This is a genomic window from Sneathiella glossodoripedis JCM 23214 (assembly GCF_000616095.1).
GTDB lineage: Bacteria > Pseudomonadota > Alphaproteobacteria > Sneathiellales > Sneathiellaceae > Sneathiella > Sneathiella glossodoripedis.
The window spans coordinates 66153-84449 of the sequence record NZ_BAMS01000001.1 but is presented as its reverse complement, the minus strand read 5'-3'; the positions used below and the strand labels follow the sequence as shown (position 1 = coordinate 84449).

The following is an 18297-nucleotide window of genomic DNA, read 5'->3' as shown; positions in this document are numbered from 1 at the left end:
TTGGGCCTTTTAAGGAGCCAATAAAGTCGTAAACAGAACCTCTAATGAAGAGGACACATATGTATATACCAAAGCCATTTAAAGCATCGCCGGTTGAGACTTTGCTCGCAATCCTGCCCAATGCAAGTTTTGCGCAGCTTATTACCAGTGATGAAACGGGTCTGCCTCAAGCAACGCATCTACCTATGTCATATGACGCGACCCAAGGAGAGTTTGGCACGTTATATGGTCATATTGCGCGTGCCAATCCTCATGGCCGTTTATTCACAGAAAACAGAAAATCTCTGGTCGTCTTTAATGGGCCGCATGACTATGTCTCCCCGAGTTACTATAAGAGTGACGCTAATGTGCCGACCTGGAATTATGTTGCGGTCCACGCCTATGGAACTGTCATGATTTATCAGGATCCCGAAAGTGTCCTTTCAGTCTTGAAGCGCCTGAGCGATGAAAATGAGGCCGGTAGAGAAAGGCCATGGCGTGTTGAAGAGTTTGACGGGAAAAGGTTAGAGGCAATGGCAAAAGCAATTGTAGCTTTCGAAATCCCTGTAGAGAATTTACAAGCGAAGGTGAAATTGGGTCAAAATAAGACTGCTGAGGATAAGATTGCACTCGCGCAAGCTCTTAAACACAGCGAACTTGCAACTTGGCAGGCAGATATCATTGATGATTAGGGTTTCGCAATGTGCCCTTTGAGATATTCTTCGGAGCGCATTTCCATGAGCCGTGACACGGTTCTTGCAAATTCGAAATGTCCGTCTCCTTGCTGATACAGCTTGTCAGCTTCTACCTCCGCGGAGAGTATCAGATTTGCGCCTGCCTCATATAGTACATCAACGAGGGTAACAAAGCGTTTGGCTTCGTTGCGATTATGTGGGCCCAGAGCGGGAACGTGATCAAGAAGGAGGGAATGAAACTCGTCCGTGAGTAATAGATAATCTGACGCACCAAGTGGTCGGGCGCATAATTCTTCGAATGAGAACCGCGCGACACCGCGCGCATAAGTGTGTACTTCAAGTTTACGGCCTTGATGGGACAGGGTTTTCTGTTTCGGGCTGCTTCCTTCCGTAAGCAAAGAAAAGGTGTCATCCATATGTTTGTCAGCTTCTTCGCTCAGCGGCGAGAAATAAACATTACTTTTTGACAAGCGGTCTAGGCGGTAATCTGTTCCACCCGATAGATGAAGAATATCGAGCTGTTCTTTGATTAATTCGATAAATGGAAGGAACAATTCTCTGTTAAGGCCATCCTTGTAGAGATCCTCAGGAATTCGGTTTGATGTAGCAATGACGACTACTCCATGTTCGAAGAGCAATTCAAACAGTCGTCCGAGCAGCATTGCATCCGCAACATCAGTCACTTGAAATTCGTCAAAACACAAGAGCCAGGCATCATTTGCAATTTTTTCGGCAAGGGGAACCAGTGGGTCATCGCCTTTTTTGGCCTTATCCTGCCGCCATGCATGAATAAAGGCATGTACTTCGAGCATAAAGGCGTGAAAATGCACTCGTCTTTTGCGTTCAACCGGTGCACTTTCAAAAAAAAGATCCATTAGCATGGATTTCCCGCGCCCAACATCACCATACATGTAAATCCCTTGTGGCGGCTCAACACGTGGCTTACGAGCGCCCAAGCGAAAAATATCTGTCCAGTGCGCGCTGGTTTGCGGATTATATGACATCAAGCGCCGATGCAGGGTTTGCAGTTTTTCAACTGCAAGTTCCTGAATTGGGTCATGTTGTATCTTGTTGTCTCGTCGAAGGGCGCGATAAGCGTCCAGAGGTCCTGATGAAGTCATAGCTGGCGTTTTGCCAAGGAATTGAAAATAAGTAAAGTGCTAACAGTACCTGCGCTCAAAAGAGCCCTGTAGAGGTTAAACGATCCCGTAATTCCTGTTTTCCAACTGGCGTGACCATTGTGGTGGGTTTTGTGTAGTCTTTGGTTGCCTTGATTAGGTGCATGTGGCGGTTGTCAGCGATGAGGTCGTGGCCGGCAATACTTACAACATTGTTTTTGTTTAACGTTTTAAGAAGTTCAGGGGCATTTTTGGTCACGGTTGCGTCAATTTCGGGAAAACGTGATGAATCAAGGGGTAGCTCCGCCAATTGGATATCTGAACCGGCTGGAGTGTCAAGGAGTGCGACAATTCCTTTAAAGTCATCCTTAGTTGCAACAGAACCCTCAGGCTCGCAAATGGCGCGGTCACTTCTGAAAACACCTTCAAGAATACGGCAATCCTGCCCTGTCACGGCATCCATCGCATGTTCTCCCAGTCCCTTACCTGTAAGGAAGGTAGAGGTCAGGGATCCCGCTGTAAACAGATCCATTATGGTCATGCCGGCAATGATTGTTTCCGCACAGCCAGTTACTGTTACGCAGACAACACCACAAATGGCAAATTTCCTAATGATTCGTTTACGTTTTGCTGCCATGATCCCGCAGAATAATATTGAATAACTTTAATTCCAGAACATTCAGTAGCATTCAAATCTTACTAACTGTTTACCGACATAGAATAATTTTACACAAAACTGTTTGAAGCAACGGGATCAAGAGGTGGGGTCGGTGAAAATTATGTGTTTTGAAATGGTGCCCGTAGCATGGTTAAAAAAAATGGTTACTTTTTGTTTCGGTGAGCTTGCCCTCGGACCCGAAACGAGGTAGTACCCAAGCTATAAAACTCAATAGAGGATCACCTCTGACCTAGAGGAATTCTCTGCTTTAAAAACCGGAGATTAGAATGGCTCGCAAAAAAATAGCATTGATCGGCGGCGGTAATATTGGTGGCACCCTTGCGCATCTGGCTGGGCTCAAGGAGCTTGGTGATGTTGTTATCGTTGATTTGAACGATGGACTGGCAAAGGGTAAGGCGCTGGATATCGCTTCCTCTTCACCCGTTGATCGCTTCAACGCTGACTTCGTCGGTACAGGTGATTATGCTGATATTGAAGGTGCGGATGTCTGTATCGTAACAGCAGGTATTGCTCGCAAGCCTGGAATGAGCCGTGACGATCTGCTGGGGACCAATATCAAGGTAATGACTGCAGTTGGCGAAGGTATCAAAAAATATGCGCCCAACTCATTTGTTATCTGTATCACCAACCCGCTTGATGCGATGGTGTGGGTTCTTCGTGAAAAATGCGGTCTTCCACATAATAAAGTTGTGGGTATGGCAGGTGTTCTGGACAGTGCACGCTTCCGCCTCTTCCTGGCGCAGGAGTTTAATGTTTCTGTGGAAGACGTGAATGCCTTTGTTCTGGGTGGTCACGGCGATACTATGGTTCCGCTCACTCGCTATTCTGCGGTTGCGGGAATTCCTGTCCCTGATCTTATTGAAATGGGCTGGTCCACTCAGGAAAAAATTGACGAAATTGTTGATCGCACCAGAAATGGCGGCGCTGAAGTTGTCGCATTGCTCAAAACAGGCTCAGCGTTTTACGCTCCGGCATCAAGTGCCATTACTATGGCAGAAGCATATCTGAAAGATAAAAAACGGGTCCTTCCTGTGGCTGCGCATCTAAACGGTGAGTATGGCCAGAAAGGCATGTATGTGGGTGTACCTGCAGTGATTGGTGAAGGGGGCGTTGAAAAAGTCGTCGAAATTAATTTGAATGATGAGGAACAGAAAATGTTTGATCATTCAGTAGATGCTGTGAAAGGGCTCGTCGAAGCCTGTATCGGCATTGATCCTAGTTTAGGCTAACAGAATAAGGGGCATAACTTAGCGGTTGTGCCCCTTTTTTTGGGTGTTATAGTTTGAATTGAACTCATAAATCCGACCAGCAATTAGCTGATCCCAACTTGCGAATAGCGGAATATTATGAATATCCATGAATATCAGGCCAAGGGCCTACTCGGAAAATACGGCGTTACTGTCCCCAAGGGCGGTGTCGCTTATACTGCAGAAGAAGCAAAGACAGTCGCACAGGAACTTGGTGGCCCGGTATGGGTGGTCAAGGCGCAGATCCATGCCGGTGGGCGTGGGCTTGGCGGTGGTGTCAAGGTTGTGAAGTCAATTGAGGAAGTTGTGGAAACTGCAAAATCCATGATTGGCATGCAACTGGTCACTCATCAAACCGGACCAGAAGGCAAGGAAGTGAAACGCGTCTATGTTGAAGACGGATGCGACATCTCGCGCGAACTGTATCTGGGTGCTATTATTGATCGCGCCAAAGATTGCGTGACTTTTATGGCGTCAACTGAAGGCGGCATGGAGATTGAGGAAGTTGCTGAAAAAACTCCTGAGAAAATCCACATGGTCAGTATTGACCCGGCTACAGGAATTAGCGCTTTCCATGCACGTAAAATAGCTTTTGCGCTTGGCCTTGAAGGTAAGCAGGTTAGTGCGGCTGTAAAATTCATAATGGCGCTGTACAAATCCATTGTCGATACTGATGCCAGCCTTGTTGAAATCAATCCACTTGTGGTGACGGGCTCTGGGGATATCATCGCTCTGGATGCGAAAATGAATTTTGATGATAACGCCCTGTTCCGTCAGAAAGAAATTGCGGAGCTGCGTGATCCAGATGAGGAAGATCCTTCCGAGTTGGAAGCCGCTCAATATGACCTCAATTACATCAAGCTCGATGGCAATATCGGTTGCATGGTGAACGGTGCGGGTCTCGCAATGGCGACTATGGATATTATCAAGCTGAATGGTGGAGACCCTGCAAACTTCCTCGATGTGGGCGGTGGGGCAACCAAGGAAAAAGTTACAGAAGCTTTCAAGATCATCCTGAAAGACAAAAATGTTGAAGGTATCCTCGTTAATATCTTTGGCGGCATCATGCGTTGTGATGTGATTGCTGAGGGTGTGGTCGCTGCAGCGAAAGAAGTTGCGTTAAGCGTTCCACTCGTTGTGCGCCTTGAAGGTACCAACGTGGATCTTGGCAAGAAAATACTTGCAGAGTCAGGATTGCCAATTCTGTCTGCTGATGATTTGGGCGATGCAGCAGAAAAAATTGTAAAAGCAGTGAAGGAGGCAGCGTAATGGCCGTACTCGTCAATAAAGACACAAAGGTCATTTGTCAGGGTTTCACAGGCTCTCAAGGGACCTTCCATTCAGAGCAGGCAATTGCCTATGGTACGAAAATGGTTGGTGGCGTCACTCCCGGAAAAGGTGGGGAAACACATCTGGATTTGCCAATTTTCAATACAGTCGATGAAGCTGTTCATGCAACTGGTGCAAATGCGTCTGTGATCTATGTGCCACCGCCATTTGCTGGTGACGCAATTTTGGAAGCTGTCGATGCAGGCGTTGAGCTTGTTGTCTGTATTACAGAAGGCATCCCGGTTCTGGATATGGTGCGTGTAAAACGCGCGCTAAAGGATAGTGGAACGCGTCTAATCGGTCCAAACTGCCCAGGTGTGATTACACCTGATGAATGCAAAATTGGCATTATGCCTGGACATATCCATCGTCGTGGCAATGTTGGTATTGTATCTCGTTCGGGTACGCTTACATATGAAGCCGTGGCACAGACTACTGCCGCTGGACTTGGCCAGTCTACCTGCATCGGTATCGGTGGTGATCCGGTAAATGGTACGAACTTTATCGATTGTCTGGACATGTTCCTGCATGATGATGAAACAGAATCTATCATCATGATCGGTGAAATCGGGGGCTCTGCGGAAGAAGAAGCTGCAGAATTTCTGAAGCAGTCCAAGATCAAGAAGCCTGTTGTTGGCTTTATTGCAGGTGTTACTGCTCCTCCGGGGCGCCGTATGGGACATGCTGGTGCAATCATCTCTGGCGGTAAAGGTGGTGCCGACGATAAAATGGAAGCAATGCGAAGTGCAGGTATTACTGTCTCTGACAGTCCATCTGCACTTGGTTCTACTTTGGTAAGAGTTTTGAAAGGGTAGTCTTGTACTACTAACTTCTATCAGAACTAGTTTATTACTTAAGGGGGCGGGCTAATCACCCGCCCAATGACCAAAAAATGGCTCAGCAATTGGACAACTCCTCTTCCTTTCTAACTGGCACCAATGCCAGTTTTATTGAAGAACTCTATCTCCGCTATCAGAATGACCCATCCTCAGTTGATGTAAGCTGGCAGCAATATTTTCAGACATTAGGCGATGATGCCGATACTATTGTAAACGAAAGCAAAGGAGCCCCTTGGGCGCCTGCTAACGGTACAGTTCCTGAGGATGAGTATGAAATCCTTGGTGATGCTGCATATAGATCAATAGAAAAAGCGGAAACAGGCGGTTTGCCACAACAAGATGTGCGCGCTGCTGCGGTTGATACAATCCGCGCTTTGATGCTCATTCGATCTTACAGGGTTCGGGGACATCTAAAAGCCAAATTGGATCCGCTTGGACTTGAAATTCCGCAAGAGCATCCAGAACTTGACCCACGATCATATGGTTTCGAAGAAGATGACTGGGATCGTGAAATCTTTCTGGATAATGTTCTTGGCCTTGAAACAGCAACGATCCGTGAAATTCTGGATATTGTTCAACGCACCTATTGCGGCAGCATTGGCGTTGAGTTTATGCATATTCAGGAGCCTGATCAGAAGGCTTGGATACAGGAACGGATTGAAGGTCGCCATAAGGAAGTCACGTTCACTGACGAAGGTAAAATTGCTATCCTTCGAAAGCTGATCGAAACCGAAGGTTTTGAGCATTTCCTGAATGTCAAATACACCGGCACAAAACGTTTCGGACTTGATGGCGGTGAAGCGATGATTCCGGCTCTGGAAGGAATTATCAAGCGCGGTGGTCAGCTTGGCGTAAAGGAAATTGTGCTGGGCATGCCTCACCGTGGCCGCCTGAATGTATTGACCAACGTCATGGCAAAACCGTTCAGGGCCGTTTTTTCAGAGTTTCAGGGTAATCCTGCTAACCCTGAAGATGTCGAAGGATCCGGTGACGTGAAATATCATTTGGGAACTTCTTCTGATCGTGAATTCGATGGAAATAGCGTTCATTTGTCTTTGACAGCTAATCCATCGCATTTGGAAGCTGTGAACCCGGTCGTACTGGGTAAAGCACGGGCTAAGCAGGCTCAAATCGGATCAGACGTCGGCGGCCAGGTGATGCCACTGTTGTTGCATGGTGATGCTGCTTTTGCCGGGCAAGGGATTGTTGCTGAGTGTTTTGGGTTGTCTGAACTAAAAGGCTATCGGACTTCTGGTACGATACATTTTGTGGTCAATAACCAGATTGGCTTTACGACCAGCCCTAAATATTCGCGCTCCAGCCCTTATCCTTCGGATGTGGGTAAGATGGTTCAGGCGCCGATCTTCCATGTCAATGGTGATGATCCGGAAGCCGTTTGCCATGTGGCTAAGATTGCCACCGAATTCCGTCAAAAATTCCAGATTGATGTTGTAATTGACATGTTCTGCTATCGCAGACATGGTCATAATGAAGGCGATGAACCTGCATTCACGCAGCCTTTGATGTATCGCACAATTGCGCAACACCCGACAACTATGCAGATTTATGCGAAAAAGTTGATCGAGGAAGGTGTTGTAACGGAAGAGCAGGTTGAAGGCTTTATTAAAGAGTTCAGGGATTATCTTGAAAAGCAGTTTGAAACAGCAAATAGTTTCAAGCCAAATAAAGCAGACTGGTTTGAAGGGCGTTGGCAAGGACTCGGTCGAGCCGATCAGGGCGCTCGCCGGGGATCAACCGCAGTTGATATTGAAGAGTTGCGGGCGATCGGGGAACGGCTTTGTTACGTACCAGAAACGCACAATGTCCACCGGACCTTGCAGCGGGTTCTGAAGAACAAGAAAAAGATGATCGAAACGGGTAAGGGCATCGACTGGGCGACAGCCGAAGCTCTTGCATTCGGATCTCTATTGAAAGAAAAGTACCCTGTGCGATTATCAGGTCAGGATTGTGGCCGTGGTACATTTTCACAGCGTCATTCAGTCATTGTAGATCAAATGACTGAAGAACGTTATCTGCCACTAAATAATCTGTCTGAAGATCAGGCACATTACGAAGTCATTGACAGTATGCTGTCTGAAGCGGCGGTTCTTGGCTATGAGTATGGGTATTCACTGGCGGAACCAAATGCATTGGTTCTTTGGGAAGCTCAGTTTGGTGACTTTGCCAATGGTGCGCAGGTAATCATTGACCAGTTTATTTCGAGCGGCGAGTCAAAATGGCTTCGGATGAGTGGCTTGGTTATGTTGTTGCCGCATGGATATGAAGGGCAAGGTCCAGAGCATTCATCTGCACGTCTTGAAAGATATCTTCAATCAAGTGCCGAAGATAACTGGCAGGTTGTGAATTGCACGACGCCAGCGAACTATTTCCATGTTCTGAGGCGGCAAATTCACCGCAAATTCCGTAAGCCTCTTGTTGTAATGACACCTAAGTCACTACTTCGGCACAAGGAAGCGGTATCGACGCTAGAGGATATGGGGCCAGGATCAACATTCCATCGCGTGCTCTATGATAATGAAGTGTTGTGCAAACCTAAGGATGTGAAGCGGATAATCTTATGTTCGGGTAAGGTTTATTATGACCTGAAAGCCCGTCGTGATGAGTTGAAACAGAAGGAAACCTACTTCCTCAGGCTGGAACAGTTATATCCTTACCCTGAAGAAGCACTTCTTGAAGAGCTGAAGAATTTCACTCATGTGGATGATATTGTTTGGTGTCAGGAAGAGCCTAAGAACATGGGGGCATGGTCCTTTATTGAACCTTATCTTGAAGAAACATTTGCCAAAGTGGGAATGAAAAAGGTGAAGCGTGCACGTTATGCTGGCCGTGCAGCCTCAGCATCCACGGCGACAGGTCTTCTGAAGAAACACAATATTCAGCAAGCTGCATTAATTGATGATGCCCTAGGCATCAAATCCGAATAGGAAGAAGTATTATGACTGTCGAAATTCGAGTGCCTGTACTTGGCGAGTCCGTCACCGAAGCTACTGTCGGTACATGGTTTAAAAAAGCTGGCGATTCCGTGACCAAGGATGAACCGCTTCTGGAACTGGAAACAGACAAAGTGACGCTTGAAGTCAATGCAACGGAATCTGGTCGACTAGAGGAGATTATCGTTGCAGAGGGTGAAGATGTTGAGGTGGGTGCACTTTTAGGTCACATCACGGCTGGTGCTGATGGAAATACATCGGCGCCTGCCAAAAAAGAGGAACCTAAGAAAGAAGCCCCCAAGGCGGAAGCTGCTCCGACACCAGCTCCAGCAAAAGAAGCGCCAGCGGCAACTGCACCAGCAGCGGCTCCATCAAATAATGGACCTGCAGAAGTACTTCCTGCAGCGCAGAAATTGATAGATGAGAACAATCTGGATGTTGGCAATATTCGCGGTACTGGCAAAGACGGTCGGATAACCAAAGGAGATGTATTGGAAGCATTGGATAATGGTGGCAAATCACCGGCTCCAACAGCATCGCCAACTCCTGCAGCACCTGCTGCGTCTGAGACATCAGCGCCGGCGGCAGGACCGCGCCCTGAAGCAGAGCGTGAGGAACGGGTTAAAATGACTCGCCTGCGTAAAAGCATCGCTCAGCGTTTGAAAGACGCTCAAAATACTGCTGCCATGCTGACAACCTATAACGAGGTTGACCTCACCAATATGTTGGCTCTAAGGGCCGAATATAAAGACAGGTTTGAGAAAAAACATGGTGCCCGCCTTGGCTTCATGTCGTTTTTCACAAAAGCCTGTGTCGCAGCATTACAAGAACTACCTGCCGTGAACGCTGAAATCGAAGGCGACCATATAGTCTATAAAAATTATTATCATATTGGTGTCGCCGTTGGTACGCCAAATGGTTTGGTCGTTCCGGTGTTGCGTGACGCTGATGAGTTGAGTTTTGCCGGTATCGAAAAAGGTATCGCAGAATTGGGCCGGAAAGCCCGTGATGGCAAACTCACCATGGAAGATATGCAGGGCGGTACATTCACGATCTCAAATGGTGGTGTTTACGGCTCTCTCATGTCATCCCCGATCCTGAATGCGCCACAATCAGCGGTCTTGGGAATGCATAAGATTCAGGAACGTCCGATGGTGGTTGATGGAGTAATCAAGATCCGGCCTATGATGTATCTGGCGCTTTCATACGATCATCGCATAATTGACGGCAAAGAAGCAGTGACATTCCTTGTCCGGGTGAAAGAGGCCTTGGAAGATCCGCAGCGTCTGTTGCTGGAAGTTTAATTTATTGAATACGCTTCCCTGAAGGGGGACTTTATGAGTACTGATACATTTGACTTGATTGTTGTCGGGGGTGGCCCCGGTGGATATACGGCGGCTATTCGTGCGGCTCAGCTTGGTATGAAGACGGCCTGCGTTGAAAAACGCGGCGCGCTTGGTGGAACCTGTCTGAATGTTGGGTGTATTCCCTCAAAAGCACTTTTGAAATCCTCTGAGCTGTTTGAAGAAGCTCAGCATGATTTCGCGGATCGTGGCATCGAGGTTGGTTCGGTCAAGCTGGATCTGGCTAAAATGATGGGCCAGAAGGATACAGCAGTTGACGGATTGACTCAGGGTATCGAGTTTTTGTTCAAAAAGAACAAAGTAACTTACTTTAAAGGTTCAGGTGAGCTGCAAGGTGGCGGCCGCGTTGAAATCACGGGCGAGGACAATAAGACAATCAAGGGTGCTAAGATACTGATTGCAACTGGCTCTGATGTAATGCCTCTGCCAAATGTTGATATTGACGAAAAACAGATTGTCTCCTCAACAGGCGCGCTGGAATTGAAAAAGGTTCCAAAGAAAATGATTGTTATCGGTGCCGGTGTAATCGGTCTTGAGCTTGGCACTGTATGGCGGCGTTTGGGCGCTGAAGTCACAGTGGTTGAGTTTCTGGACCGTATTCTGCCCGGAACAGACAATGAAGTTGCGAAGAATACACAGCGTATCCTTAAAAAGCAGGGAATTACTTTCAAGCTTGGGACCAAGGTAACGGGTGCAAAGAAAGCTAAATCTGCAGTTACACTTACCATGGAACCTGCTAAAGGCGGTGAGGAAGAGACTTTAAAAGCCGATATCGTATTGGTTGCCATCGGCCGACGCCCCTATACTGAAGGACTGGGACTGGAAGACCTTGGGGTTGAACAGGATAACGCTGGCCGTATTGTTGTAGACGAGAATTTCAAGTCAAATGTTGATGGCGTATATGCGATCGGTGATGTGATCGCGGGGCCAATGCTGGCGCATAAGGCCGAGGATGAAGCGGTAGTCTGTGTCGAGAAAATGGCCGGGCAAAAACCTCATATCGATTACAATACAATACCCGGTGTGATTTATACATGGCCAGAGGTTGCAACTGTGGGCAAGACAGAAGAGCAGCTTAAGGAAGAAGGTGTTGAATATAACGTCGGCAAGGTTCCGTTTATGGCCAACAGTCGTGCCCGCGCTGTTGGATCAACAGACGGATTTGCTAAAATCCTCGCTGACAAAAAGACAGATAAAGTCTTGGGTGTTCATATTGTGGGACCAGATGCTGGAACAGTGATTCATGAATGCGTATTGGCAATGGAGTTCGGGGCATCATCTGAAGATATTGCTCGTACATGCCATGCACATCCAACTTTGAATGAAGCTGTGAAAGAGGCAGCATTGGCTGTTGCAGGTCGAACCATTAATTCTTGACCTGGACTTCCAAAATCTAAAAAATATAGGGGCTGGATTTTCCAGCCCTTTCTTTTTTGCCTTCCAAACCTCACAAGCAGGTGTCTTATGAAACTCTGTTATAGCCCGACCTCTCCCTTTGCCCGAAAAGTTGTCGTTACAGCCATTGAAAAGGGCCTTCGGGACCAAATCGAATTTACACAACCCGATTTAAGTGATGTGTTTAAGGGGATAAACCCGAGAAATCCGCTGGGTAAAATCCCTAGTTTGGAGTTGGCAAATGGGGAAGTTCTTTTTGATTCAATCGTTATCGCAGAATATCTGGATGGAAAAGAGGGTAAGCCAACACTGTTTCCGTCTGATGTGAACGAAAAAGCCAAAGTGATGACATTACATGCTTTGGCAAACGGAATGACTGACGCTGCCTTTTCCCGCCGTTGGGGTGAAACGATGCTGCCAGAAGGTGAACGATCACCGAGTTGGAATGCCCGTCTTGGTTTGGCTGTTGAAAATTCTCTTTATGCGCTTGAAGCTATGGTGGACTCTTTCTCAGGTAAAGTTGACATTGGAACAATTGCAGTTGGGTGTGGGCTTGGGTATCTGGATTTCAGATTTGCCGAGGATAATTGGAGGAGCGGGCGTCAAAAACTGGCCCAATGGTATGAGGAATTTGCACAGCGTCCATCAATGAGAGACACTGTTCCGCCTGAGGGGTAATTCCCGATAGCATGATCCCTGTACGTCTGATTACATTCTCCTGTATCGCCGAGATATTGGCGATGACTTCTTTTGCTGCTTTCCCGGCCCTCATGCCTCATTTTTTTGAGGCGTGGAATTTGAGCGGTACGCAAGCAGGCTGGATAAATGGTGCGTACTTTTTGGGCTTTACGATATTTGGCTTGTTGGCTTCTGCAGTCACTGATCGCATAGATGCACGCAGTGTTGTACTTGTGGGGCACGTTGTGGCGATAGCCGGCGCGGCGGGATTTGCATTTTTAAGTCATGATTTCGCGACGGCACTTCCATGGCGGTTTTTGTCAGGTGCCGCCTTGGCGTGTGCCTATATGCCCGGGTTGAAAATGCTGAATGATCGTATCCCTGCTTTATCACAAGCACGAGCGATAGCGTTCTATACAGCCTGTTTTTCAACCGGGTCCGCGTTTTCATTTTTGATCGTGGGGCTGGTAAATGATTACTTTGATCCGCAGAGTGCCCTTGTCGTTGCAGCGAGTGGACCTCCGCTAGCACTCATACTTGTTTTGCTTCTAAATCGACCACTTCCTGTATTACACCCACGGCCATGGAAGCATATCTTCAATTTTATGCCAGTGCTGAAAAACAGGGTAACCATGGGATATGTGACCGCATATTTTTGCCATTCCTGGGAATTGATGGCAATGCGGTCGTTTGTTGTTGCATTTCTCACATTTGCGGCGACTCAATCAGCTCCACCTGAATGGTTAAGCGTCAGTCTTGTATCTTCTGTGGTTATTTTTATGGGTCTTCCAGCAAGTGTGCTGGGCAATGAATTTTCGTTGAAATTTGGGCGGAGACCTTCAATTCTTGTGATTATGGCGATTGCTTTCGTATTGGCGATTCTGATGGGTTTCTCGATCGGAGCTCCCTTTTGGATCGTCGCAATACTGGCAATCATGTATGGATTTTTTGTTACCGCCGATTCTTCCAGTATCACATCAGGCGCCGTAACCTCTGCACCTGAGAAACTAAAAGGCTCGACTATGGCTGTACACAGCTTTGTTGGATTTGGCGGTGCAATGGCAGGGCCTGTAATTGCCGGGATCGTTTTGGATCTTGCAGGTGGGCGAAGCGATGCGATGGCGTGGGGTTTTACCTATCTTTCAATGGCCTCAATTGCGATTCTGACGCCAATTGCTTTTAAAATAGCCCGCTAATCAGGATTTTGGGTGCGCCTCACGGTAGACATTTAACAGCTTTTCAGTGTCCAGATCCGTGTATCGCTGCGTTGTGGACAAGGACACATGACCAAGCAATTCCTGAATGGTTCTTAAATCCCCACCTGACTGAAGAAGATGAGTGGCGAAGCTGTGCCTTAGTGCGTGGGGAGTCGCGGTTTCTGGTAAACCGAGTGCGCGACGAAGACGTTGCAAAGTGAGCTGAATTGAGCGAGCGTTCAAACGACGCCCTTGTTTTCCCACAAAGAGCGGGTCATCACCCGTTAGCGGAAACGGACAACTCGCGAGATAGCATGCTATGGATTGCCGAATTACCGGCAAAATAGGAACCAGTCTTTCCTTATTGCCTTTTCCAATAACTTTCAGCGTGTCTCCTTCGGGAATGTCAGCCATGTTCAGAGAAAGTACTTCAGATATCCTTAGGCCCGCCCCATAGAGGAGTGTGACTACAGCCATATCTCTGGCAGCAACCCAGTCTTGTTCTTGATCAAGGGCTGAAATCAGTGCTTTGCTATCTGGTTCTGAAAGAGGTCTGGGTAACCTCTGGGGTTTTTTGGGTGATCGTATCGTTTTGAGTGTCGGATTATGCAGGATCTTGTCTTTTTCGAGTTTTCCGAACAAGCTTCGGATAGAAGAGAGTAGCCGCGCCAAGGACGTCGCACTAAGCCCTTCGAACTTTCTATCTGCCAAATATGCGCGAAAATCGGCAGCCTTCAGGTTTTCCAGTGTCGAAATCGAAACTGTCTCTCCGGCATGTAAAGAGACAAAGTGAAGGAAGTTATCAACGTCACGCACATAAGCTTCAAAGGTGTGCGGACTCACTCTTTTTTCATGTTGAAGCCAGTTTTTCCAATTTTTTACAGCAACGCTTACTGATTGCGATATGGCCATTTCAGGAAATGCTCTGCTGTTCAAGCCACATCTGCAACAATGATTGAACACAATTTGCCAGAAATGAGAGAAGCTCTGTACCTTGATCATTATGAAAATGACCAATTTCACGGCTGCCAATTGCCAGCATTGCTGGCGCATTCAATAACGGAACATGCAGTCGAATTAGGGCGTCAGAGGCAACCAGATCCTTGGCAGGCCCAAATACGGCTTTGGATTTGGGCGCTGAGGGGCGCATAAGTATATCGTTCGCGGCCCAGTTAGCTTTGTTTATATTTCCGCTCTTCAGACGCTGCAGCCCTGTCATGGCGGGTAAAGGGATTGAACCATCCTCAACACATAAAGTGACCACATCCACATCCAGATACTCGGGAAGATCCTGGGTCAGAATGTGGACGAAATGCGAGACACTCGTTGCTGACAATATTGCCTGAACAGATTTGTGCACCATTTGCTGGGTTTGCAGATTTGCTCGTGCAGCCGACAGGAGACCTGCCTGTATTTCTTTCAGCGCAGCCACCTGTTTTTGCAGTCTTTCAACAAGGAAAGACTGCATGTTCACCACACCGTTCTCTGTATGCCGGTTCGACCCGATTAATTCAGCAATCAAGTCGCTATTGACGTCAAAAAAGTCAGGATTTGCAGAAAGCCATTCACGAACGATATCCGTGTCCAGCATGTCTACGGATGCTGTGTTTTTCCGTTTTTTGCTAGAATCTTTGGCCAAAGCATTATCCTTCGATTTTTGGATGTGAGATGATTCTGCGCGTCAAAGAATGCTCTGTCCAGTTTTTTTCCAATCAGCAACAAAAGCATCCAGTCCTTTGTCGGTCAACGGGTGAGCTACCAATTGTTTGAGAACCTGCGGAGGAATTGTGCACACATCAGCCCCCATTAGCCCTGCCTGCACAATATGCATCGGGTTGCGAATTGAAGCGACAAGCACTTCGGTGTTAAGGGCCGGATAATTTGCATAAATCTGTACAATATCGCTGATCAGCGTCATTCCGTCCTGACCAATATCATCGAGACGTCCAACAAAGGGAGAGATATAGGTAGCACCAGCTTTCGCAGCAAGAATTGCCTGCGCTGCAGAAAAGCATAACGTTACGTTTACTTTCGTGCCCGCCTTGCTCAATTGGGAACAGGTCTTTAGGCCAGCCATAGTGAGGGGAACTTTCACGGCTACATTTTCTGCAAGGCCAGCGAGTTTTTTTCCTTCCTCTATCATGGTGTCGTAGTCGGTTGCTGCAACCTCGGCACTGACAGGGCCTTCAACAATCGTGCAAATTTCTTTTACAACTTCCAGAAAATCACGCCCTGTTTTGGCAATCAGCGACGGATTAGTTGTAACACCATCAAGTAGTCCAGTATCAGCAAGTTCACGAATTTCTTCTGTGTCTGCGGTATCGACAAAAAATTTCATGTGTCTAAATCTCTGTTATTTGTGAGTGTGTGCCTCACTGTGACAACTCCGCTGCCCATGTGAAACATTTTCAATTTACCCTGTTCCACCTTAAAAAAGTTTGGCACAACGACGAACCAGAATAAGGTGTGTTAGAGTAAAATTCCAATCATTGCCCTTCAATATACCAGCACAGACCCAAATTAAAGAATAATGCACGAAGATTTCGACAAGCGGATAGTCCGGGTTATGCTGCCTATGAGCAAGGCGGCTGTCTATGACTATAGTGTTCCGCATGGTATGCTCGCTGAAGAGGGGGTATTTGTGCGCGTTCCCCTCGGGCCTAGAGATGTAAATGGAGTGATCTGGTCTCTTGAGCCGAAGCTCAATTTTCCACCCGAAAAACTTAAAGATATTAAAGAAATACTTCCTTGCGCTCCGCTTTGTCGAGAATCACGGGAATTTGTGGAATGGGTTGCAAATTATACATTGCAGGGGAGCGGACGAGTTCTTCGGATGTGTATGAGTGTTCCAGATGCCCTATTACCCAAAAAACCAAAAAAGGGATACCGGACTGGGAGTGCTACTGACATTAGGCTAACTGCGGCCCGAAAACGAGTGTTGGAGTTTATGCAAGATGGATTGGCACATTCCAGTTCGGAAATTGCTGATATTACAGGAGTCAGTTCTTCAGTGATCAAAGGGCTGGCAGATGTGGGGGCGCTAGAGACTTTAAAACTACCCTCTGAGCCGCCGGTTGCGATTCCTGATCCTGACAAAGCCGGGTATGAGCTAACCGAAGATCAAATGGCTGCGGCAGGTAAGCTTGCTGAAGCTGTGCGGTGTCGCAGATTTAGTGCCACGCTGTTGGAAGGGGTTACAGGTTCAGGGAAAACCGAAGTGTATTTCGAAGCGATTGCCCAGGCGCTTCGTCAGGATCAGCAGGCTTTGGTTTTACTTCCTGAAATTGCGCTCTCTTCCCAATGGCTTGGCCGATTTGAAAAAAGATTTGGTGTGAAACCGGTGGAATGGCATTCAGATCTTGGTGCTGCTGAGCGCAGGCGAAACTGGCGTGCCGTGATTGAAGGTAGAGCCAAAGTGGTTGTCGGTGCCAGATCTGCATTGTTTCTACCCTTTAAATATCTGGGCCTAATCATTGTGGATGAAGAGCACGAAGCGTCATTTAAGCAGGATGAGGGTATTTCCTATAATGCTCGAGATATGGCTGTGGTCAGGGCAAATATTGGTAAGTTCCCGGTTGTTTTAGCGTCAGCCACTCCTGCGCTGGAGACTGTCGTTAATGCGCGAACGGGCAAGTATGATCATGTTGTTCTTGCGTCACGCTTTGGAAAAGCCAGCCTGCCCGATATAGAAGTTGTTGATTTAAAAGATCATCGTCCCGGGGCTCAGCGCTGGATATCGGACCCCTTGAGGGAAGCTGTAGAAACCACCTTGGCAAATGGGCAGCAGGCTATGTTGTTTATTAATAGGAGAGGTTACGCTCCGCTGACGCTTTGTGATGCTTGCGGTTTTCGGTTGCAATGCCCTCATTGCAGTGCCTGGCTTGTTGAGCATCGTTTGAGCAAACGCCTTCAATGTCATCATTGCGGATATTCGTCTCATATTCCCGAACAATGCCCCGATTGCGGTGAAAAGGACAGCTTTAAGGCCTGTGGCCCCGGTATAGAGCGTCTTACCGAAGAAGCATCCATGCTGTTTCCTGACGCCCGCTTGCAGATGATAGCGAGTGATACCATGAGCGGGCCTGGTGCAGCGGAAAGGTTCGTCGCTGCAATGAGTGCAGGTGAAATTGACTTATTGATCGGTACACAGATTGTCGCCAAGGGATATCACTTTCCGAACCTGACGCTTGTTGGGATTGTGGATGCTGATCTGGGGCTTGCAGGTGGTGACTTGCGTGCGTCCGAGCGTAGTTTCCAATTGTTATCGCAAGTAGCAGGACGTGCCGGGCGCGCAGAAAATCCGGGTAAGGTTATATTGCAGACCCATTTGCCAGATCATCCTGTAATGGAAGCCATGCAGTCGGGAGACAGCCTGACTTTCATAGAATCTGAAATGCAGATGCGTGAATTTGCAGGAATGCCTCCATACGGTCGACTCGGTTCGTTGATACTCTCCAGCGTAGAGGCCGAATCATTAAATATTTTTGCCCGAGAATTAGCAATGAAAAGTCCCAGCGGTGAAAATTTTATGATTATGGGGCCTGCTCCTGCACCACTTGCGATGATCCGCGGACGGCACAGAGTGCGGTTTTTGGTAAAAACAATGCGTGATGTGAACATACAAAATTTAATCCGCTCTTGGCTGAAAGGTGTGAAAATTCCTTCAAATATCCGCCTGCAAATAGATATCGACCCATATAATTTTATGTGAAGAAGCGGCGGAAAAGTGGCAATCGTGAAAATTTGGTGAATTTTGGTGAATAAACTACCTCACAGGATATTGCCTCCTGTAATTCCCTGTGCTAATAACCCGTTGCCTTGCTGGCA

At 47.5% G+C, this 18297-nt stretch carries 15 protein-coding genes; 10 read left to right on the top strand and 5 right to left on the bottom strand.

The window, feature by feature from the left end; translation table 11 throughout:
* The first annotated feature begins 59 nt into the window (after positions 1-59).
* On the top strand, positions 60-671 hold the full coding sequence (locus JCM23214_RS00395) for an FMN-binding negative transcriptional regulator (protein WP_025896908.1): 612 nt from the start codon (positions 60-62) through the stop codon (positions 669-671).
* Here JCM23214_RS00395 and zapE read toward each other — a convergent pair.
* Together zapE and JCM23214_RS00385 are read right to left on the bottom strand one after the other, a co-directional pair.
* Positions 668-1795 (bottom strand): cell division protein ZapE, encoded by a 1128-nt coding sequence (gene zapE, locus JCM23214_RS00390; protein ID WP_025896907.1) that lies wholly within the window; start codon positions 1793-1795, stop codon positions 668-670. The two genes, JCM23214_RS00395 and zapE, sit on opposite strands and share 4 nt — an antisense overlap.
* A 55-nt stretch (positions 1796-1850) precedes the next feature.
* Positions 1851-2429, bottom strand: coding sequence for a hypothetical protein (locus tag JCM23214_RS00385; RefSeq protein ID WP_025896905.1), 579 nt, complete (start codon positions 2427-2429; stop codon positions 1851-1853).
* A 308-nt stretch (positions 2430-2737) separates the two neighbouring features.
* On the opposite strand from JCM23214_RS00385, the gene mdh reads away from it, so the two are divergent.
* The 8 genes from mdh to JCM23214_RS00345 all read left to right on the top strand — a co-directional run bounded on the left by mdh (position 2738) and on the right by JCM23214_RS00345 (position 13470).
* A complete protein-coding gene (mdh, locus tag JCM23214_RS00380; RefSeq protein ID WP_025896904.1) occupies positions 2738-3700 on the top strand; it encodes a malate dehydrogenase in 963 nt (320 codons plus the stop codon).
* A gap of 117 nt (positions 3701-3817) precedes the next feature.
* A complete protein-coding gene (gene sucC / locus JCM23214_RS00375) occupies positions 3818-4987 on the top strand; it encodes an ADP-forming succinate--CoA ligase subunit beta (protein WP_025896903.1) in 1170 nt (389 codons plus the stop codon).
* Positions 4987-5862 carry a succinate--CoA ligase subunit alpha gene (gene sucD, locus JCM23214_RS00370; RefSeq protein WP_025896902.1) on the top strand — a complete coding sequence of 292 codons (876 nt, stop codon included), beginning with the start codon at positions 4987-4989 and terminating at the stop codon, positions 5860-5862. Before sucC ends, sucD begins: the two co-directional genes overlap by 1 nt.
* Positions 5863-5939: 77 nt before the next feature.
* A complete protein-coding gene (locus JCM23214_RS00365) occupies positions 5940-8831 on the top strand; it encodes a 2-oxoglutarate dehydrogenase E1 component (protein ID WP_025896901.1) in 2892 nt (963 codons plus the stop codon).
* A gap of 11 nt (positions 8832-8842) precedes the next feature.
* Positions 8843-10141 (top strand): 2-oxoglutarate dehydrogenase complex dihydrolipoyllysine-residue succinyltransferase, encoded by a 1299-nt coding sequence (odhB, locus tag JCM23214_RS00360; RefSeq protein ID WP_025896900.1) that lies wholly within the window; start codon positions 8843-8845, stop codon positions 10139-10141.
* A gap of 33 nt (positions 10142-10174) precedes the next feature.
* Positions 10175-11578 carry a dihydrolipoyl dehydrogenase gene (gene lpdA, locus JCM23214_RS00355; protein WP_025896898.1) on the top strand — a complete coding sequence of 468 codons (1404 nt, stop codon included), beginning with the start codon at positions 10175-10177 and terminating at the stop codon, positions 11576-11578.
* 87 nt (positions 11579-11665) lie between these two features.
* On the top strand, positions 11666-12274 hold the full coding sequence (locus tag JCM23214_RS00350) for a glutathione S-transferase family protein (RefSeq protein WP_025896897.1): 609 nt from the start codon (positions 11666-11668) through the stop codon (positions 12272-12274).
* 11 nt (positions 12275-12285) lie between these two features.
* Positions 12286-13470: an MFS transporter gene (locus JCM23214_RS00345; protein ID WP_025896896.1), complete on the top strand. Its 1185-nt coding sequence runs from the start codon at positions 12286-12288 to the stop codon at positions 13468-13470.
* Here JCM23214_RS00345 and JCM23214_RS00340 read toward each other — a convergent pair whose 3' ends face one another.
* Genes JCM23214_RS00340 through fsa form a run of 3 tightly spaced genes read right to left on the bottom strand, consistent with a single transcriptional unit; the run spans position 13471 to position 15808 of the window.
* On the bottom strand, positions 13471-14382 hold the full coding sequence (locus JCM23214_RS00340) for a tyrosine recombinase XerC (RefSeq protein ID WP_025896895.1): 912 nt from the start codon (positions 14380-14382) through the stop codon (positions 13471-13473). It lies immediately after the preceding gene.
* Position 14383: 1 nt separating this feature from the next.
* Positions 14384-15109: a DUF484 family protein gene (locus JCM23214_RS00335; RefSeq protein ID WP_025896894.1), complete on the bottom strand. Its 726-nt coding sequence runs from the start codon at positions 15107-15109 to the stop codon at positions 14384-14386.
* 42 nt (positions 15110-15151) lie between these two features.
* Positions 15152-15808 (bottom strand): fructose-6-phosphate aldolase, encoded by a 657-nt coding sequence (gene fsa, locus JCM23214_RS00330; protein WP_025896893.1) that lies wholly within the window; start codon positions 15806-15808, stop codon positions 15152-15154.
* 192 nt (positions 15809-16000) lie between these two features.
* Here fsa and JCM23214_RS00325 point away from each other — a divergent pair, with 192 nt between their 5' ends.
* Positions 16001-18181, top strand: coding sequence for a primosomal protein N' (locus tag JCM23214_RS00325; protein ID WP_037492550.1), 2181 nt, complete (start codon positions 16001-16003; stop codon positions 18179-18181).
* Positions 18182-18297: the final 116 nt, after the last annotated feature.

Coding starts and splice junctions, on each gene's coding strand:
- lpdA (WP_025896898.1), top strand. CDS start 10,175: ATGAGTACTGATACATTTGACTTGATTGTTGTCGGGGGTGGCCCCGGT.
- odhB (WP_025896900.1), top strand. CDS start 8,843: ATGACTGTCGAAATTCGAGTGCCTGTACTTGGCGAGTCCGTCACCGAA.
- JCM23214_RS00365 (WP_025896901.1), top strand. CDS start 5,940: ATGGCTCAGCAATTGGACAACTCCTCTTCCTTTCTAACTGGCACCAAT.
- JCM23214_RS00385 (WP_025896905.1), bottom strand. CDS start 2,429: ATGGCAGCAAAACGTAAACGAATCATTAGGAAATTTGCCATTTGTGGT.
- JCM23214_RS00325 (WP_037492550.1), top strand. CDS start 16,001: ATGCACGAAGATTTCGACAAGCGGATAGTCCGGGTTATGCTGCCTATG.
- sucD (WP_025896902.1), top strand. CDS start 4,987: ATGGCCGTACTCGTCAATAAAGACACAAAGGTCATTTGTCAGGGTTTC.
- sucC (WP_025896903.1), top strand. CDS start 3,818: ATGAATATCCATGAATATCAGGCCAAGGGCCTACTCGGAAAATACGGC.
- fsa (WP_025896893.1), bottom strand. CDS start 15,808: ATGAAATTTTTTGTCGATACCGCAGACACAGAAGAAATTCGTGAACTT.
- JCM23214_RS00350 (WP_025896897.1), top strand. CDS start 11,666: ATGAAACTCTGTTATAGCCCGACCTCTCCCTTTGCCCGAAAAGTTGTC.
- zapE (WP_025896907.1), bottom strand. CDS start 1,795: ATGACTTCATCAGGACCTCTGGACGCTTATCGCGCCCTTCGACGAGAC.
- JCM23214_RS00395 (WP_025896908.1), top strand. CDS start 60: ATGTATATACCAAAGCCATTTAAAGCATCGCCGGTTGAGACTTTGCTC.
- JCM23214_RS00340 (WP_025896895.1), bottom strand. CDS start 14,382: ATGGCCATATCGCAATCAGTAAGCGTTGCTGTAAAAAATTGGAAAAAC.
- mdh (WP_025896904.1), top strand. CDS start 2,738: ATGGCTCGCAAAAAAATAGCATTGATCGGCGGCGGTAATATTGGTGGC.
- JCM23214_RS00345 (WP_025896896.1), top strand. CDS start 12,286: ATGATCCCTGTACGTCTGATTACATTCTCCTGTATCGCCGAGATATTG.